The organism is Sphingobacterium bambusae, assembly GCF_033955345.1.
GTDB lineage: Bacteria > Bacteroidota > Bacteroidia > Sphingobacteriales > Sphingobacteriaceae > Sphingobacterium > Sphingobacterium bambusae.
Window position 1 is genome coordinate 4,260,548 of sequence record NZ_CP138332.1, and the last position, 15,845, is coordinate 4,276,392.

Annotated in this window: 16 protein-coding genes; 10 read left to right on the forward strand and 6 right to left on the reverse strand. The window is 43.6% G+C overall.

Annotated features, from left to right (window positions below):
- Positions 1 to 2: 2 nt before the first annotated feature.
- The gene (locus SCB77_RS17710; protein WP_320183327.1) at positions 3 to 194 is read left to right on the forward strand and encodes a YetF domain-containing protein; all 192 of its coding nucleotides are present in this window, start codon (positions 3 to 5) and stop codon (positions 192 to 194) included.
- A 28-nt stretch (positions 195 to 222) separates the two neighbouring features.
- Here SCB77_RS17710 and SCB77_RS17715 read toward each other — a convergent pair whose 3' ends face one another.
- On the reverse strand, positions 223 to 669 hold the full coding sequence (locus SCB77_RS17715; RefSeq protein ID WP_320183328.1) for an acyl-CoA thioesterase: 447 nt from the start codon (positions 667 to 669) through the stop codon (positions 223 to 225).
- 142 nt (positions 670 to 811) lie between these two features.
- On the opposite strand from SCB77_RS17715, the gene SCB77_RS17720 reads away from it, so the two are divergent.
- A complete protein-coding gene (locus SCB77_RS17720) occupies positions 812 to 2,338 on the forward strand; it encodes a GH3 family domain-containing protein (RefSeq protein WP_320183329.1) in 1,527 nt (508 codons plus the stop codon).
- A gap of 31 nt (positions 2,339 to 2,369) precedes the next feature.
- Here the strand turns inward: SCB77_RS17720 and SCB77_RS17725 are convergent, their stop codons facing one another.
- On the reverse strand, positions 2,370 to 3,035 hold the full coding sequence (locus SCB77_RS17725; protein WP_320183330.1) for a M48 family metalloprotease: 666 nt from the start codon (positions 3,033 to 3,035) through the stop codon (positions 2,370 to 2,372).
- Positions 3,036 to 3,215: 180 nt separating this feature from the next.
- Positions 3,216 to 4,481 carry a DUF819 family protein gene (locus SCB77_RS17730; protein WP_320183331.1) on the reverse strand — a complete coding sequence of 422 codons (1,266 nt, stop codon included), beginning with the start codon at positions 4,479 to 4,481 and terminating at the stop codon, positions 3,216 to 3,218.
- 120 nt (positions 4,482 to 4,601) lie between these two features.
- Between SCB77_RS17730 and SCB77_RS17735 the strand changes: the two genes are divergently transcribed.
- The gene (locus SCB77_RS17735) at positions 4,602 to 5,879 is read left to right on the forward strand and encodes a Gfo/Idh/MocA family protein (protein WP_320183332.1); all 1,278 of its coding nucleotides are present in this window, start codon (positions 4,602 to 4,604) and stop codon (positions 5,877 to 5,879) included.
- A 2-nt stretch (positions 5,880 to 5,881) separates the two neighbouring features.
- Positions 5,882 to 6,952 carry a Gfo/Idh/MocA family protein gene (locus SCB77_RS17740; RefSeq protein WP_320183333.1) on the forward strand — a complete coding sequence of 357 codons (1,071 nt, stop codon included), beginning with the start codon at positions 5,882 to 5,884 and terminating at the stop codon, positions 6,950 to 6,952.
- A gap of 10 nt (positions 6,953 to 6,962) precedes the next feature.
- On the opposite strand, the gene SCB77_RS17745 is transcribed toward SCB77_RS17740, so the two are convergent.
- Complete coding sequence (locus tag SCB77_RS17745) at positions 6,963 to 8,858, reverse strand: OmpA family protein (RefSeq protein ID WP_320183334.1); 1,896 nt, start codon at positions 8,856 to 8,858, stop codon at positions 6,963 to 6,965.
- 48 nt (positions 8,859 to 8,906) lie between these two features.
- On the reverse strand, positions 8,907 to 9,530 hold the full coding sequence (locus SCB77_RS17750; RefSeq protein ID WP_320183335.1) for a 7-carboxy-7-deazaguanine synthase QueE: 624 nt from the start codon (positions 9,528 to 9,530) through the stop codon (positions 8,907 to 8,909).
- A 256-nt stretch (positions 9,531 to 9,786) separates the two neighbouring features.
- On the opposite strand from SCB77_RS17750, the gene thrS reads away from it, so the two are divergent.
- The 6 genes from thrS to SCB77_RS17780 all read left to right on the forward strand — a co-directional run bounded on the left by thrS (position 9,787) and on the right by SCB77_RS17780 (position 14,259).
- The gene (gene thrS / locus SCB77_RS17755; protein ID WP_320183336.1) at positions 9,787 to 11,712 is read left to right on the forward strand and encodes a threonine--tRNA ligase; all 1,926 of its coding nucleotides are present in this window, start codon (positions 9,787 to 9,789) and stop codon (positions 11,710 to 11,712) included.
- Between the two features lie 46 nt (positions 11,713 to 11,758).
- Positions 11,759 to 12,283 (forward strand): translation initiation factor IF-3, encoded by a 525-nt coding sequence (gene infC / locus SCB77_RS17760; protein ID WP_380936792.1) that lies wholly within the window; start codon positions 11,759 to 11,761, stop codon positions 12,281 to 12,283.
- 35 nt (positions 12,284 to 12,318) lie between these two features.
- Positions 12,319 to 12,519, forward strand: coding sequence for a 50S ribosomal protein L35 (gene rpmI / locus SCB77_RS17765; RefSeq protein WP_189624683.1), 201 nt, complete (start codon positions 12,319 to 12,321; stop codon positions 12,517 to 12,519).
- A gap of 97 nt (positions 12,520 to 12,616) precedes the next feature.
- Entirely contained in the window at positions 12,617 to 12,961 is a 345-nt protein-coding gene (rplT, locus tag SCB77_RS17770; protein WP_086948276.1) for a 50S ribosomal protein L20, read from the forward strand.
- Between the two features lie 241 nt (positions 12,962 to 13,202).
- Positions 13,203 to 13,613, forward strand: a complete 411-nt coding sequence (locus SCB77_RS17775) for a DUF3060 domain-containing protein (protein ID WP_320183338.1) — start codon at positions 13,203 to 13,205, stop codon at positions 13,611 to 13,613.
- A 58-nt stretch (positions 13,614 to 13,671) separates the two neighbouring features.
- Positions 13,672 to 14,259 (forward strand): 2'-5' RNA ligase family protein, encoded by a 588-nt coding sequence (locus SCB77_RS17780; protein ID WP_320183339.1) that lies wholly within the window; start codon positions 13,672 to 13,674, stop codon positions 14,257 to 14,259.
- On the opposite strand, the gene SCB77_RS17785 is transcribed toward SCB77_RS17780, so the two are convergent.
- Positions 14,256 to 15,728 carry an aminotransferase-like domain-containing protein gene (locus SCB77_RS17785; RefSeq protein WP_320183340.1) on the reverse strand — a complete coding sequence of 491 codons (1,473 nt, stop codon included), beginning with the start codon at positions 15,726 to 15,728 and terminating at the stop codon, positions 14,256 to 14,258. The two genes, SCB77_RS17780 and SCB77_RS17785, sit on opposite strands and share 4 nt — an antisense overlap.
- Between the last annotated feature and the right edge of the window lie 117 nt (positions 15,729 to 15,845).

Sequence of the window (15,845 nt, forward strand, 5' to 3'; positions counted from 1 at the left end):
ATTTGAGTCGGCTGAAGATAACGAACGAAGAGCTGCAGGAAGCTATGCGCGAGCATGGAGTGGAGCGCTACCGGGACGTACGCTTAGCGATGCTCGAAATTGATGGAAATATCAGTATCATATCGAACGTGGATGGAATGAAGCAGTCGGTCTACAAACGAAAACATCCGCACAAACGTTTGGATGTTTCTTGATGTAGTTTATGCGAGGTAAGGCCATTGCCTAAGCTTGAACCTCTTCGTAGTCTACTGATCTTGGAATATGGGCGATAATCGGCTCCCATTCTTTTGGAATGCCGGTCAGTTTGCGCTCCACAAGGTTAAGCCAAGCGCCATCCACATTAACGGTGGCCGCTTTAATACCATTTTCTTTGTAGATCTCATGCCTAAACGAAAAACGGTAATTTTTTAAGTTCAGCCGGTTCATCTCCACCTTGACAAAAATACGTTCATCTAAACCAATTTCTCTATGGTAAATTAACTCCTCCCGGAACAGAATAGGGCCGATGTGGTTTTTCGCAAATTCAGCAAGCGATAAGCCGGCTTTGTTCAGCATGTTGCTGCGCGCCTGCGCACAAAAGTCGGCATAGGCCGAGTGCCGTAGATGTCTATTTGGATCCAATTGTGCCCAAAGCACCTGTCCTTCAAAAAAGATATGCTCTTGCTCCATCTTTTAAAAATACAAAAAAGTACTGCTTGTTGAAAAGGAAAGAACGCAAAGTGTTGTTTTTATCGTTGCCAATTATGATGAAAATCACAAAACCAAAAGCCCTATTCGGTGGTGATATAAGTAAACAAGCAAGTTTACACATATGGCAATCATTGGAGAAATAATTAAACGAGCAATCAATGTTAACGGATTAATAGCAAAAGAACCCTCGCCAGTAGAAGCGCAACAGGAAGTGTTGCTCATGATGTTGAACAAAGCAAAGCGTACTGTTTTTGGTCGGGCTTATAATTTCGAAGATATATTGAATAGCGCAGATCCGATTTCATCCTTCCAAAGCCATGTACCGGTCTACGATTATGATAAGCTCTATAGAGCATGGTGGCACTATTTGGAAGATGGACACGAGAATATTACGTGGCCAGGCGGGCAGCGTTATTTCGCGCTGAGCAGTGGCACGACCAGTAATAGCAAAGCCATTCCCGTTACAGACGATATGCTAGATGCAATTAAAAAGTCCGGTATACAGCAGATTCTCAGCTTGAAGAACTTTGATCTACCAGCAGACTTCTTTGAGAAGGATATCATGATGCTGGGCAGCAGCACGGAGCTGAGAGAACGGAATGGTTTTTTGGCTGGAGAAATTAGCGGTATCTCCGCTGCCAATTTGCCTCTTTGGTTTAGGAAGTTCTATAAACCGGGGAAAAAGATTGCAGCGAGCAAAGATTGGGATCAACGTGTCGCGCGTATTGTGCGTTCGGCAAAAAAGTGGGATGTCGGTAGTATGTCGGGGATGCCATCATGGTCTGAGTTGATGATCCGTGAAATTATTCGGCATAATAAGTTGGATACCATTCACGATATTTGGCCTAACCTGCAGGTATACAGCACGGGTGGCGTCGCGTTTGGGCCTTATCGAAAAAGCTTTGAATCGTTGTTTGCAAAGCCTGTAACTATTATCGACACCTATTTGGCCTCGGAAGGTTATCTTGCTACACAGAAGCGACCGGATGCGAAGGGGATGGCATTAATTATCAATAACGGTATTTTTTTTGAATTTGTTTCTTTTTCGGAGGATAACATGGATGAGCATGGTTGTGTGAAGCAAGACGCGCAGGTGCTCACGTTGAAAGATGTGGAAGAAGGTGTGGAGTATGTCTTATTAATTACCACTGTTGCCGGTGCCTGGCGCTATATGATCGGTGATACGGTGATATTTACGGATAAAGAGCATGCTGAAATTATCATCAGTGGCCGTACCAAGCATTTTTTGAATGTTGTGGGTGAGCAACTGTCGGTGCACCAAATGAATAGTACGATTCAAAAGGTACAAGAGAAATTTGATCTTGAAGTGAAGGAGTTTGTTGTATCAACAGTGATGGATGATAAACGTCGTATCAATAAATGGTATCTCGGGGCAGATGGGACAAACGGTAGCGTTGAATCGGAAACTGTTGCCGATTTCTTGGATCGTGAATTGCAAGAGACAAATAAAAATTACAAAGTTGCACGGAACCAAGCATTAGATGCGGTAGAAGTCAACGTAATTCCCGTCGATTATTTCCACAAATGGAGTGAGCAACATAAAAAGCTTGGTGGACAGGCAAAGATTCCACGCGTCATGAACGAAGAAGAGTTTATGGCTTTCGAACAGTATCTGTCCACGCTATAAGTTAATAGGGAGTATGCTTATGCACCACTCCCTATATCGATTCCTTTTGTGTACGGAGCTCGTCATTGATGATGTCATCACGTTTCACCGTTGTTTTCTCTTCGAGTTCTTTTACTAGCTTTACGATATCATCTGGGGAGAGATAAAGCCGGGCTATTTTATTCTTGTATCGCGTGGAGAGTCCACTATGTCCGAGTATAAATTGTTTTGTGGCAAGGATAAAGTTTCCCATCCCTCGATTTACTGCAAACGTATCAGCTACCCGCTCGGCCTTACGAATGTAGCCTTTAGATAGCCAGTATAGTAATCCGAATTTGGCTATGCTCCAGATATGACGACGCTCGTAATCCATGATATGCCCCAGTTCGTGCCCTATCCAGCCCACTAAAACATCGTCCTCAACCTGATGGATAGGTTCGATGGTATGTTGCAACTTAAACACGGGACTGATAAGGATATCGTAAACCCTTTTATGGCGAGGTCCTAGTAACGTGCGTATGACGGGTCTTGCTGCCATAATAGATCCTTTCAGCTGTTGCGTAAACAGGAATCTAATGTGGGTGTCTTTCAGCTCAGGATAATGAGATAGCGCCATCAAGATCTGAATCTCCATGACTTTTGGTATTTGCTTGTTTATCGAAAATTTAGCCATTCCTGCTGCCACATTCGCCGGTGCACTTTCGGTTAAATTTGTCATCGTTTTTGTATTTGTTCTTTTATGGAACGAGCTGCGAGCAAAATAGTTGGCATGAATTGAAAATGCTCGCTTTAAACAATTGTCGGGGTCAGACTATCTAGCAGGAATGGGGAGTGTTTTAATAACTAGCATATTGGGGCGGCTTTGTAAAGAAAAGCGTTAACCAGTTATTTAGTGGCCCTATATAGGTGCCACCATTTGCATCAATAAGGCCGTAAACCAACCTGCATAGGTGCCTATTGCATATCCGAAAACGGCTAGAATAACACCCACAGAAATTAACGAGGGGTGAAATGCAGCCGCAGTCACGGTCGCGGATGCGACACCGCCCACGTTGGCCATGCTACCTACTGCCAAATAGAAAAATGGTGCTTTGATTAGTTTGCCAACTAATATCAATACGATGGCATGAAAGCTGATCCAGATAATACCGACGATGAATAGTCCTGGATTGTTCAAAATGGCGCTGATGTCCATTTGCATGCCGATGGTCACAATGAGCATGTACAGCAAAGTGGTGCCGATTTTAGACGCACCTGCATGCTCCAGTTCGCGTGCTGGTGTAAAAGATAGGCCGATGCCAATTATCGTAGCAAATAGAACCAACCAAAAGAATCCGTTGGTAAGTGAGAATTTTTCCAGTTGAGGGTGGTTCGTCGCCATGTATTCGGCCACTGGAGACGAGAGTAGGGAAGATAGACCTGTTCCACCCAATGCGAGTGCGAGCATCAAGATATAGTCTTTGCTTTCGGCTGTGCGACTGTTCGTTTGTGCTTGCATGTCCATGCGCTTGGTCAAGGCATCCACATCGGAGGCGTCGGCCTTAAAGAAGCTATCTAATAGCTTCACTTTATTTGCACCATAAAGCAACAATGCCATCCAGATGTAAGCTACAAACACGTCAACGGCAATAATGGAAGAAAACAGCTTGGGCGAAGGCTGCAGTATTTCACGCAAAGCCACTTGATTGGCGCTGCCTCCTATCCAAGAACCCGCTAGAGCGCCCAACCCACGCCATACTTCGTCGGGGCCAGCACCGGCAACAACATTTGGTGCTACCAAAGCTGTCAGCCAGACCGCAATTGGACCACCCAGCATAATTCCTACCGTGCCAGCGAGGAACATCAATCCGGCACGTTTTCGCAAATTCCACATTTCTTTCAGATCTAAATTCAATGTGAACAAGATCAAACAAGCGGGTAAAAAATAACGACTACCGATACTCGCCAACGGAGAGTTTTCGCCATCGATAATATGCAGTGAATTTAAGATGCCGGGAATAAAATAGCACATCAGAAGGGGGGGGATGACCGAGTAGAACCCTTGTATATATTTGTTTTTTAGGCTGGAAGTGAAGAAAACCAAGCCGAGTACGGACATCAGTAGGCCAAATACGGCGGCCTGATCCGTAATCATTGGTGTAACTTCTATGATAGCATTTTGCATAATTTTTCGGTAATTGTTATTTTGGGAGTGAAATTATAGAATAAATTCGGAACGGCAACCGTTTTGTTTGTATTCTTGCATAAAGTTGCAGTTTTTTTAAATAAACCTTATCATAAACGCATGTTGAATCGTAGAGATTTTATAATAAATGGAAGCTTACTGGCCGGAACGGCGGCGCTAGCAAGTCCAGTTTTTGGTGAAAGTAGCGTCGGAATGACAAAAACGATACGTGTTGGGCTTATCGGTTGTGGGGGGCGCGGGACTGGAGCCATTTTTCAAGCGCTGGATGCGGATCCTGACGTGCAGGTAACGGCGCTGGCAGATGTCTTCGAAGACAACCTCGCTAATACGTTAGCTTCTCTTAAGGAGAAGTATGGAGCACGTATAAAAGTCGACGAAAAGACCTCTTTTTTGGGTTTCGATGCGTACGAGCGATTGATTAAATCGAATGTCGATGTGGTTTTGCTTTGTACGCCTCCTAATTTCAGACCCGCACATCTTACTCTAGCCATTCAGGAGGGTAAACATGTGTTTTGCGAGAAGCCTGTAGCTATAGATATCCCTGGTTTGCATCAGGTAGAAGCTGCTGTAAAATTGGCGAAAGAAAAGAAACTCTGCCTTGTGAGCGGTTTTTGCTTTCGTTATTCCTTTCCGAATAGGGAAATCATTTCGCGTGTGCATGCTGGAGCGATTGGCGATATCAAGTCTATCTCCACTTTTCGTCATGGGGGCGAATTAAGCTATAAAGAGAGGCAACCATCTTGGAGCGATATGGCTTACCAGTTGCGCAACTGGTACTACTACCAGCGCTATTCGGGCGATATGATCGTCGAACAGACGATTCACAGCTTGGATTACATGTCTTGGATTTTAAACGACGAGCTACCGAAAAAGGTGACGGCTACAGGTGGAAGGCAGAGTCGGCCTTGGAATAAGTTCGGAAACGTTTATGACCACTTTACCGTGGAGTATGAATACAATAACGGTTTTCGCGGTTTCCATTTCGGTCGTCAACAGAATGGAACGACTCCTCGGAATACGGTGGAGGCCATGGGCACGAAAGGGTATGTAGACGTGGCGTTGAATAGTAACTACGAAATTATTGGTGAGCAGCCTTGGAAAAATAAGGCCCGACTTAATAATATGTACCAAACACAGCACGATGAGCTTTTTAAAGCTATTCGAAATGGTGTTGCAGTGAATGATGGCGATTTTATGGTGAAATCGACTTTGCTGGCTATTTGGGGACGATTGTCAGCCTATTCCGGGAAGTCTATAGGCTATGAGGAGGTGATCAACCTGCAGGGACGTTTAGGTCCTGCTGTGGAAGACTATCATTGGGATATGAACATTGATGAACTAACCATCGCTCGGCCGGGATCATATAAATTAACGTAGTGATGGATAAGATTAAGGTTTTGGTTGTGGGCTGCGGAAATATGGGCGCATCCCACGCTACGGCATATCATCATATGGATCAATTTGAGATCGTAGGATTGGTGTCTAGGGGCGATAGTAAAAATCAGGTTAACACATTGTTGCAATCGAACTATCCGGTTTTCGACGATTATGACGCGGCCTTGCGTGTAAGTTTGCCCGATGCGGTGTGTATATCGACCTATCCGGATACCCACGAGGAATACTGCGTAAAAGCATTTGCCGCCGGTGCTCATGTGTTTGTGGAGAAGCCCGTAGCTGATAGTGTCGCTGGGGCGGAACGCGTGGTTGCTGCCGCAAAGCGGTACAAACGCAAGTTGGTGGTTGGTTACATCTTGCGTCACCATCCATCTTGGATTAAATTTATCGAAAAGGGAAGAGGGCTAGGCACGCCCTTGGTGTTTCGTATGAACCTAAACCAGCAAAGTCATGGATACATGTGGGACGTGCATCGTAATTTGATGAAAAGCCTGAGTCCTATTGTGGATTGCGGTGTTCACTATATTGATGTGATGTGTCAAATGACCGATGCGCGGCCGGTACAGGTGTCTGCAATAGGCGCGCGCCTGACGGATGATATCCCGACCAATAACTACAACTACGGGCAATTGCAGATTCGTTTTGATGATGGCTCCGTGGGATGGTATGAAGCTGGTTGGGGACCGATGATGAGCGAAACGGCATTTTTCGTGAAAGACGTGATCGGCCCTAAAGGTTCTGTCTCTATCGTTGCCAAGAATGCAGCAGGAACAGGGAAGTCCGATTCCGTAGCTGCCCATACGCAAACAGAATCAATCCGGGTGCATTATGCAGACGTCGATGAAAGAAACCGTTTTAATAAAGAAGATGAGTGGATCGACCTTCACGACGAGCCCGATCACCAAGAACTGTGCAATAGAGAACAACGATTTTTTTACCGCGCTATTGTAGAAGATCTGGATCTGACGAAGTCCATGGAAGATGCACTAAATAGCCTACGCATTGCATTCGCTTGTGATGAGTCTGTGCGCACGGGGGCGGTAGTAGGCTTATAGCTGCTCTTGATTATAGCTGGGTAATGGTGATAGTAGTTCTTCTGTTCAACTGTCTGCCAGCATCCGTTTCATTGTCAGCAATGGGCTTACTCGCTCCATACCCTTTGGCTGTCAAGCGATCTGCTGGGATACCTCGACTTTCAAGGTAGGTTTTGACCGAAGCTGCACGTCTCTCTGAGAGCGCCTGGTTGCTTTGTATATTGCCTGTATTGTCCGTATGGCCTGCTATTTCGATATGGAGTTTGGTGTTTTGTTGGAGAAAGCTAACCAACAGCTGTAGGTCTGCGGTGGATTCTGTCAGGAGTTCATATTGATTGACTGCAAAATAGATATTATTTAAGGTGCTAACAGCACCTTTTTCTATTGCCGACAGGCGTATTTCGATCTCGAATTTTTCGTCGGTAGATTGCGGTTTGTTCAGCGCATATTGTAAACTCGTAAAGAGATAACCAGGGCGTTGTATCTGAAACGCATAATTATAGCCTATGGGTAAGGTGGCGAGAAAGGTGCCATCTGTTGGATCGCTGCCACCGCGAAAAACATTTTTGCCAGTATGTGTATTGATTACTTCGATAGAGGCGTCTAACGGACGATTATCGCTTGCATCACGTATGTTTCCCACCACGTATGCGACGGCGTCGGGTTTTACGGGCTTGTCGACTCTAAAGCTGTAGATGTCAAGATCGCCGCTGCTATCCCTTGCAGACAGATGACCGATTTTACCGTTCATACTGACATGTAGCGACGTTTGGTCGTGAAAATCGTTAACAGCATTACCCATGTTTATGGGGGTGGACCATTGCTGGACACTGTCGAGTCGGCTAACGAAAATATCTTTACGACCAAATCCTGGCCATCCATCCGACGTAAAATAAAGTGTGCGGCCGTCGGCATGGATGTAAGGAGCTGATTCATCAAACGCGCTGTTAACCTGTGGTCCTAAATTTTGAGGGACAGACCAGCTTCCGTTATCTTGCAGCGTGCTGCTGTAGATGTCGTAGCCGCCCAGGCCGCCCGCTCGGTTGCTGACGAAATAAAGGGTCTTGCCATCGGCAGAAATGGCAGGTTGGGCTTCCCAGCCTTTACTGTTGATTGGCGCGCCTAGGTTGTGGGGTTGGCTCCACGATCCATTTTCCAATTTTGAAACGTAAATATCACAGCTTCCCATACCGTTTGGCCAATTACAGCCGGTAAAGAAAAGATATTTCCCGTCGGGCGAGATACAGTGCGCTCCTTCGTTGAAGTCTTCGGAGTTAATTGCGCCAACCAGTATCTCTGCTTGGCTCCAGCCTGTTTCCGTTAGGATGCTGGCATAAAAATTTTCCTGATTATTGGTCTTTCTTGTAAAGATGATGGTACGATTATCGGCGGTTAATTTAGGGAAGTACTCGTCGTTAGGCGTGTTGATTGTGTTTTCTAAACGCTCCAATATACGGCTTTGCGGCTGGATATGTGCTAAAGCATAACGACAATCGGCTAGGTATTTATCGATCAGCTTTTGACTGCTGCTTGTTGGCGTAGTTCGCTGCAGATAGCTTTGTAAAGCATGTTCTGCTTCTTGGTATTTTCCCGAAAAGAGTAGCGATTCGCCCAAAGCGAAGTAGGTCAAAGGGGTAAGGCCGGGATCTAGTTGAAGTACTTTTGTGTACTGTGTAGATGCTTCTATAAAGCGCTCCTGTCTTCGTAAAATATCACCCAGCTGCTGATAGGCTGTCGCAAAATTGGCATCGTAGCTAATGGCTAGTAACAATTGCTGACGCGCTTGATCAAGTTGATTCAAGCGAAGTGCCTTGCCCGCTTGTATGTAAGCTGTTTGCGCCCGCTTGATAGGCGAGGGTTTTTGACCGTAGGCGTAACCTATACAACTTATAAAAAGAATACATAAGCGATGTCTAATATCCGCCATAAAGAGAAGCTTTTTGGTTGTAGACAAAAATAGAAAAATATGTTCCTATTATGGAATATTCAAATACTTATGTGTTTGCAACGATATCTCCCATTGCGGATTTTCCTTTACATAGTCAATAATGAGCGGTGTCATCTCTCCGGCTTTTGACCATTCGGGCTGTAGATAGAGCTTGCAGTTCTTGCCCACAAATTTGGCGTGTTCTTCTGCCCATTGAAAATCACTTTTGTTGAACACAATGACCTTCAGTTCACCTGCGGCATTCAACACATCAGGACGCGGACCTTTGAATTTTTTTGGGGATAAACATATCCAATCCCAAAATCCAGAAAGCGGATAAGCCCCAGATGTTTCGATGAATGTTTGTATGCCGGCTGCTTTTAATTGTCTTGTCAAATAATCCAAATTGTAAATCAAAGGTTCGCCCCCTGTGATCACCACCGTCTTGGCCGGATGCTGCTTGGCATGTTCGACAATGGTGTCTGCCGGTGTTAAAGGATGAAGATTTGCATCCCAGCTCTCTTTGACATCGCACCAATGACAACCTACATCGCATCCGCCCAAACGGATGAAGTATGCTGCTTTTCCAGTGTGATACCCTTCGCCTTGTATCGTGTAAAACTCTTCCATCAAAGGAAGCAACGTACCGTCTTCTGGGACTTGATTTGACATGTCTTATTTTTTTGAGAGTACAAAGGTACGAAAAATGCATTTACAATTTAAAAGTCTTCATCATCCGAGTGTTAGGTTTATAGAAAACTAGCCGTCAATGTTTGCTTTTTATGCTTTTTATACGGCTATTTCCGTTTCTTGAAGATATTGAATACCTTTGTGCCATCAACGGAAAGCAGGCTGGAATGCAGGGTAATTGTTCACGCTGTAAGCTTGTTGGTCCTATTTAATTAACAACTTAAAATCATATTCGTACATGATTAACATTACATTGCCTGACGGATCCGTTCGTCAGTATGAAAAAGGAACTACTGCAATGCAGGTTGCCTTGTCGATTTCTGAAGGTCTAGCTAGAAATGTCTTAGCGGCAGAAGTAAATGGAGAAGTATGGGATGCTTCTCGCGCTATCGAAGATGATGCTCATGTTAAATTGCTGACATGGAATGATGACAAGGGTAAATCTACTTTTTGGCATTCCTCCGCCCATTTACTGGCAGAAGCATTGGAGGCGCTTTATCAGGGCGTTAAATTCGGTATTGGTCCATCTATTGAGACTGGCTTTTACTATGATGTTGATTTTGGCGATCGCGAATTTTCATCCGATGAGTTCAAGCAGATAGAAGACAAGATGTTGGAACTGGCTAAAAAGAAAGAAGTTTTTGAACGCAAAGCTGTTTCGAAAGCTGATGCTTTGGCTTACTTTACCGAAAAGGGAGATGAATATAAATTGGATCTAATCAAGGATCTAGAGGATGGAAAGATCACATTTTACTCACAGGGTAATTTTACCGATTTGTGTCGTGGTCCGCACATTCCAAATACAGGCGTTATAAAAGCAATTAAGCTTACCAATGTTGCCGGTGCTTATTGGCGCGGCGATGAAAGCCGCAAACAATTAACACGTATTTATGGTGTTACTTTTCCAAAAGCTTCCGAGCTAGCGGATTACGTGCGGTTTATCGAGGAAGCGAAAAAAAGAGATCACCGTAAGTTGGGAAAAGAGCTTGAGCTTTTCGCTTTTTCCGAGAAAGTAGGCGCTGGCCTGCCTTTGTGGTTGCCCAAGGGAGCTGCTCTCCGTCAAAAATTGCAAGATTTTCTGCAACGTGCGCAGGTGAAAGCAGGATATGAGCCTGTAGTTACACCACATATCGGTCATAAGCAACTTTACGTCACCTCCGGTCACTACGAGAAATATGGTGCAGATGCATTTCAACCTATACACACGCCAGTAGAAGGTGAGGAGTTTTTCTTAAAGCCGATGAACTGTCCGCATCACTGCGAGATTTACAAGACGAAACCACGTTCTTATAAAGATCTTCCGGTACGTTTTGCAGAGTTTGGTACCGTTTATCGTTATGAGCAATCGGGCGAATTGCACGGATTGACTCGCGTACGTGGATTTACACAGGATGATGCCCACCTTTTCTGTCGTCCTGACCAAGTGAAAGAAGAGTTTAAAAAGGTCATCGACTTGGTGCTGTATGTGTTCGGTGCTTTAGGTTTTGATAATTTTACGGCGCAGGTATCTCTTCGCGATCCGGAAAATAAAACGAAATATATTGGTTCCGATGAGAATTGGGCGTTGGCGGAGGCCGCAATTATGGAGGCTGCATCGGAGAAGAATCTACCTACCGTCGTGGAGTATGGCGAGGCCGCGTTTTACGGACCAAAGCTAGATTTTATGGTGAAAGATGCGCTCGGCCGCAAATGGCAGTTGGGTACCATTCAGGTAGACTATAATTTGCCAGAGCGTTTTGAATTGGAATACACAGGAAGCGACAATCAAAAACATCGCCCGGTAATGATTCATCGTGCTCCTTTCGGTTCATTGGAGCGTTTCGTGGCGGTGTTGATTGAGCATTGCGCTGGACAGTTTCCGTTATGGCTTGCGCCTGAGCAGTTTATCGTCTTGCCGGTGTCAGAAAAATATGAAGATTCTGCAAAAAATCTTTTAGAATCCCTAAATAATTCCGATATTCGCGGACTGATTGACCTTCGCGATGAGAAGGTGGGTCGTAAGATACGTGACGCCGAGGTTAAAAAAATCCCCTATATGTTGATTGTAGGGGAAAAAGAGACCGAAAGTGGCACAGTTTCTGTTCGTAAACATGGGTCTGTAGATTTAGGTTCAATGGATCCCCAAGCATTTAAGGAATTATTAATTAAAGAAATAACAGTTTAATTTTAAACATTTGGCATTAACTAGAGGTGGTGGTCCTAGACCACCAATGAGAAAGAAAGAACCAGAACACCGCATTAACGAATTCATCAGAGTGCCAGAGGTACGTCTGGTAGGCGATAATGTAGAACAGGGGATTATTCCCACTCGTAAAGCATTGGAACTTGCTGACGGACTGGAACTTGACTTAGTGGAAATTTCGCCAAATGCCGTTCCGCCTGTTTGTCGGATAATCGACTACAGTAAATTTATTTACGAACAGAAAAAGAAACAAAAAGAAATCAAGGCGAATGCCAAGCAAACAGTCATCAAAGAGATCCGTTTCGGTCCTAACACCAGCGATCACGATTTTGAGTTTAAGCTTAAGCATGCCATGAAATTTTTGGAAAGTGGAGAGAAGGTGCGCGCATATGTTCATTTCAAGGGACGTGCCATTGTCTTTAAAGAACAGGGTGAAATTCTTTTATTGCGTTTTGCCCAAGCTTTAGAAGACTATGGTAAAGTAGAGCTGTTCCCGAAATTGGAAGGTAAACGCATGTTTTTAACATTGGCTCCAAAAGCGGTAAAAAAATAAAGATTCTAACAGGTTGATATAAAATTTATAAGATTATGCCAAAAGTAAAAACCAATTCCAGCGCGAAAAAACGCTTTAAATTGACTGGAACAGGTAAAATTGCAAGAAAAAGCGCTTACAAAAGCCACATCTTGACAAAGAAAACCACAAAGCAAAAACGTAACTTGACAAAAACCGGTTATGTTCATGAAGCTGACATGGGTAATGTAAAACGTATGCTTGCTATAGGTAAGTAAGTTTTACCCTTTTTAATAAAATAATTTTTTGACCGGGTATTAGGTTGTAAGCTTGCTGTAAAACGCAACACCTCATGCCAAACTAAATTTAATTCATATGCCACGTTCGGTTAACGCAGTAGCTTCGAGAAGAAGAAGAAAAAGAATCTTGAAATTAGCTAAAGGCTATTTCGGATCAAGAAGCAAAGTTTATACTATTGCTAAAAATACAGTAGAAAAAGGTTTACAGTACGCATACCGCGACCGTAAAACCAAAAAACGCGAGTTCAGAGCTTTATGGATTCAGCGTATCAACGCAGGTGCTCGTCAACACGGAATTTCTTATTCGCAGTTGATTGGTAAATTAAACGCTAAAAACATTGGCTTAAACCGTAAGGTGTTAGCTGATTTAGCCTTAAATAATCCTGATGCTTTCAAAGCAGTTGTTGACGCCGTAAAATAGAGTTTTAAACCGTTATCAATTTGTTAGATATTTAGGAGAGGAGTCGTTTATCGACTCCTTTTTTTATGGCCTACAATCTACTGGGATTTGGATTTTTTCTACTCGTTGCCAAACAAACAAAACCTTCCAATTTTCGCGTTAAAACCGTGTTAAATTGTGTTAATTATAGGGCGATTATTTCGTTGTTTCATTTTTTTACTTAAATTTGAATTACTAATCACACGTAATAAATTGCTACATTATGAGAATCTTCGCAATTTTTCTACTAAACTTCGTTTGTGTTGGAACTTTTATGGTTCAAGCATCATCTAAGCAATCTAATGAGTTAAATCCGCCTAAAAATGACTTGATCATTATCTATAGCCACGGCAAAGTAGTCAAGGTGGAGGGAATGAAGATTGAAAAGACCATTTCTACGGTAGGGGATGAGACTTTACAGATCGCTGGATCAAACAATATCGTGTATGCAAAAGGGGGATTGAAAAATGTTATTATTAATGGCATGAATAATGAGGTTTATGTCGACAAGATTAGCTCAGTAACCATTGATGGTGGTAATAATACCGTACAATACAAGTTGTCGGCAACGAAATCAGGCAAACCTTCGATTAGTAGTAAAGGTGGAAACAACGATATTTTAAAAACCAAATAGTATTTTTTATATACATCGAATTTCGTAACTTGTAAGATGTCATTTTTATTGCATACCTATGGCTACGGAATATATATCTATTGTCTTTCAACCTTGTGAAAAAGGTATTCGCTTTATCGCTGCTGTAAAGGAGCGTGTAAAACGTCTATTGAACAAATGGTACCCAAGTTGCCATTCCACGGCGCACGTTACTATCTGCAGAATGGAGGTTACGGAAGAACAGTTACAACGTGTGATTGCCTTACTGGCTGAGCGTATGCGTTACGAACATGCACAACACATCTATTTCGATAGTTTCTCTACTTACCCAAATTCCGGCACCTTTTTTATTGACCCCACCGTACAGTCGAAAGCCTTTCTTTTGCAGAAAATGCGTAACGTCATAGCAGAGGCGGAGAAAGTAACGCGTGTTGACAAGAGTAAGTCTCCACATTTAACGATTAGTCGTGGATTAGATATGGACAATCTTCGCGAGGTTAAAAATCAAGATGAATTCAAGACATTGGATTTTGATTTTTTCTGCAAAGGGATTGTGTTACGTCACTTTGACGGGGAGAAGAAACAGTACGTTCCTTTTTTAGAAATACCTTTTGGTAACGAGTCAAAACCAGGCTTGGAAGGAGGGCAGCTGAGCTTCGGCTTTTAATTCAAGCTGTCCAAGCTACTTTTCAGTAAGAACAAGCTTCTTGAAAGCTCTTCACTGTTGAGATTTCCAAAGCCTATCCGCATTCCGGTAATCCGTTTACTTTGGTATAAGTTGGTTTTTGGTAAGAATAGGCCTTTTTGAGCACAATCTCTGCTGAGTTTTAATAAATTGATTGGAACCTTGAATTCTAGCCAAAATGCTAGCCCCCCAGTAGGGATGTTTGTATGTAGATACGATGAGAAATCATGCTGCAACAGCTCTGCCATTTGATCTCTTCTTTCTTTATATATCTTCAATGATTTTTTAAGGTGCCTATGTATCACACCTTCTTCGATCATTTCGCCCAAAGCTTGTTCCATCAACACATCGCCCTGTCGATCGATAATCCCTAAATGTTTACGCATTTCCAACATCAAATTTTCCGGTGCAACGATAAAACCGGTACGGAATCCTGGCACCAATGACTTTCCGAAGGAACTTACATAGATTACCATTCCTTTCGTATCGGCCGTGGCGATAGGTAACATCGGCTGTTTATTATAGTGGAAATCGTAATCTTGATCATCCTCTACAATGGCAAAACCATATTTTTCCGCAAGTGCCAATAACGCTATCCTTCTTTTAGCACTTAGGGTGACAGTCGTAGGGTAATGATGCTGCGCGCTGACGTAAACCATCCTGATTGACATGTGTTCGCAGAGCCGCGCTAGGGAATCGGTATCCATGCCTTCATCATCTATTGGTATCGTCTGGATGCTGGCGCCGTTCTTTTGGAAAATCATGTTGGCGGAGAAATAGCTCAATTCAGCGACCACAACCTTGTCATTCGGTTTGAGGAGAATCTCCGAGATGATAAAAAGACTCATCTCCGTACTGCGCGTGATCAATACATTTGTCGAAGACACGTGAAGTCCACGTGAAAGATGTAGGTAAGCCAGCAGTTGTTCTTTAAAGTATTCGCTGCCTTCTTGATTATAGTAGTCCATCTTTCGGCGATTGCCTTTTCGTTTTATGGTGGAGCTATAGATACGGGAAAGATCGTCAATTTGTGTCAAACGGATATCTGGTGTGCCGTCATTGAGGATGTACTGAAAATTCCCCTGTTCGTAAGGACTGTCTAACAGGAGAGATTGCTTAAAGCTAAATCCGGTAGCCGCGGGATAAGTAGCTTTATTGATCTTCCGTTTTTCATCAATAGGTAATGCTGCGGATACGTAGGCTCCGCTGTTAGGTTGTATGCTGATCCAACCTTGAGCAGCCAATTCGTCATAAGCAGCAACGATCGTATTGCGGTGTGTACCCAACAGGTTACTGAGTGCACGCGTCCCTAGAAGCTTGCTATTCGCAGAAAGAGTGTTTCGTTGAATCGCTTTGATAAACTCGTTGGCTATCTGCAGGTAGACCGGCGTGCTCGACTTTCTGTCGATTTGAATAAAACTACGATAGGGAATATCAACCGGACTAGGCATATTATTAAAACCGGCACCTTTGCACCTGCCGGCAAGATACTACATTTGTTGGAAACCTTGAAACAAAATGCCAACAATAGAGGATGGTTTCATGAGTTGATCCCTTGAGTCCCATGG

Coding starts and splice junctions, on each gene's coding strand:
- SCB77_RS17715 (WP_320183328.1), bottom strand. CDS start 669: ATGGAGCAAGAGCATATCTTTTTTGAAGGACAGGTGCTTTGGGCACAA.
- SCB77_RS17720 (WP_320183329.1), top strand. CDS start 812: ATGGCAATCATTGGAGAAATAATTAAACGAGCAATCAATGTTAACGGA.
- SCB77_RS17725 (WP_320183330.1), bottom strand. CDS start 3,035: ATGACAAATTTAACCGAAAGTGCACCGGCGAATGTGGCAGCAGGAATG.
- SCB77_RS17730 (WP_320183331.1), bottom strand. CDS start 4,481: ATGCAAAATGCTATCATAGAAGTTACACCAATGATTACGGATCAGGCC.
- SCB77_RS17735 (WP_320183332.1), top strand. CDS start 4,602: ATGTTGAATCGTAGAGATTTTATAATAAATGGAAGCTTACTGGCCGGA.
- SCB77_RS17740 (WP_320183333.1), top strand. CDS start 5,882: ATGGATAAGATTAAGGTTTTGGTTGTGGGCTGCGGAAATATGGGCGCA.
- SCB77_RS17745 (WP_320183334.1), bottom strand. CDS start 8,858: ATGGCGGATATTAGACATCGCTTATGTATTCTTTTTATAAGTTGTATA.
- SCB77_RS17750 (WP_320183335.1), bottom strand. CDS start 9,530: ATGTCAAATCAAGTCCCAGAAGACGGTACGTTGCTTCCTTTGATGGAA.
- thrS (WP_320183336.1), top strand. CDS start 9,787: ATGATTAACATTACATTGCCTGACGGATCCGTTCGTCAGTATGAAAAA.
- infC (WP_380936792.1), top strand. CDS start 11,759: ATGAGAAAGAAAGAACCAGAACACCGCATTAACGAATTCATCAGAGTG.
- rpmI (WP_189624683.1), top strand. CDS start 12,319: ATGCCAAAAGTAAAAACCAATTCCAGCGCGAAAAAACGCTTTAAATTG.
- rplT (WP_086948276.1), top strand. CDS start 12,617: ATGCCACGTTCGGTTAACGCAGTAGCTTCGAGAAGAAGAAGAAAAAGA.
- SCB77_RS17775 (WP_320183338.1), top strand. CDS start 13,203: ATGAGAATCTTCGCAATTTTTCTACTAAACTTCGTTTGTGTTGGAACT.
- SCB77_RS17780 (WP_320183339.1), top strand. CDS start 13,672: ATGGCTACGGAATATATATCTATTGTCTTTCAACCTTGTGAAAAAGGT.
- SCB77_RS17785 (WP_320183340.1), bottom strand. CDS start 15,728: ATGCCTAGTCCGGTTGATATTCCCTATCGTAGTTTTATTCAAATCGAC.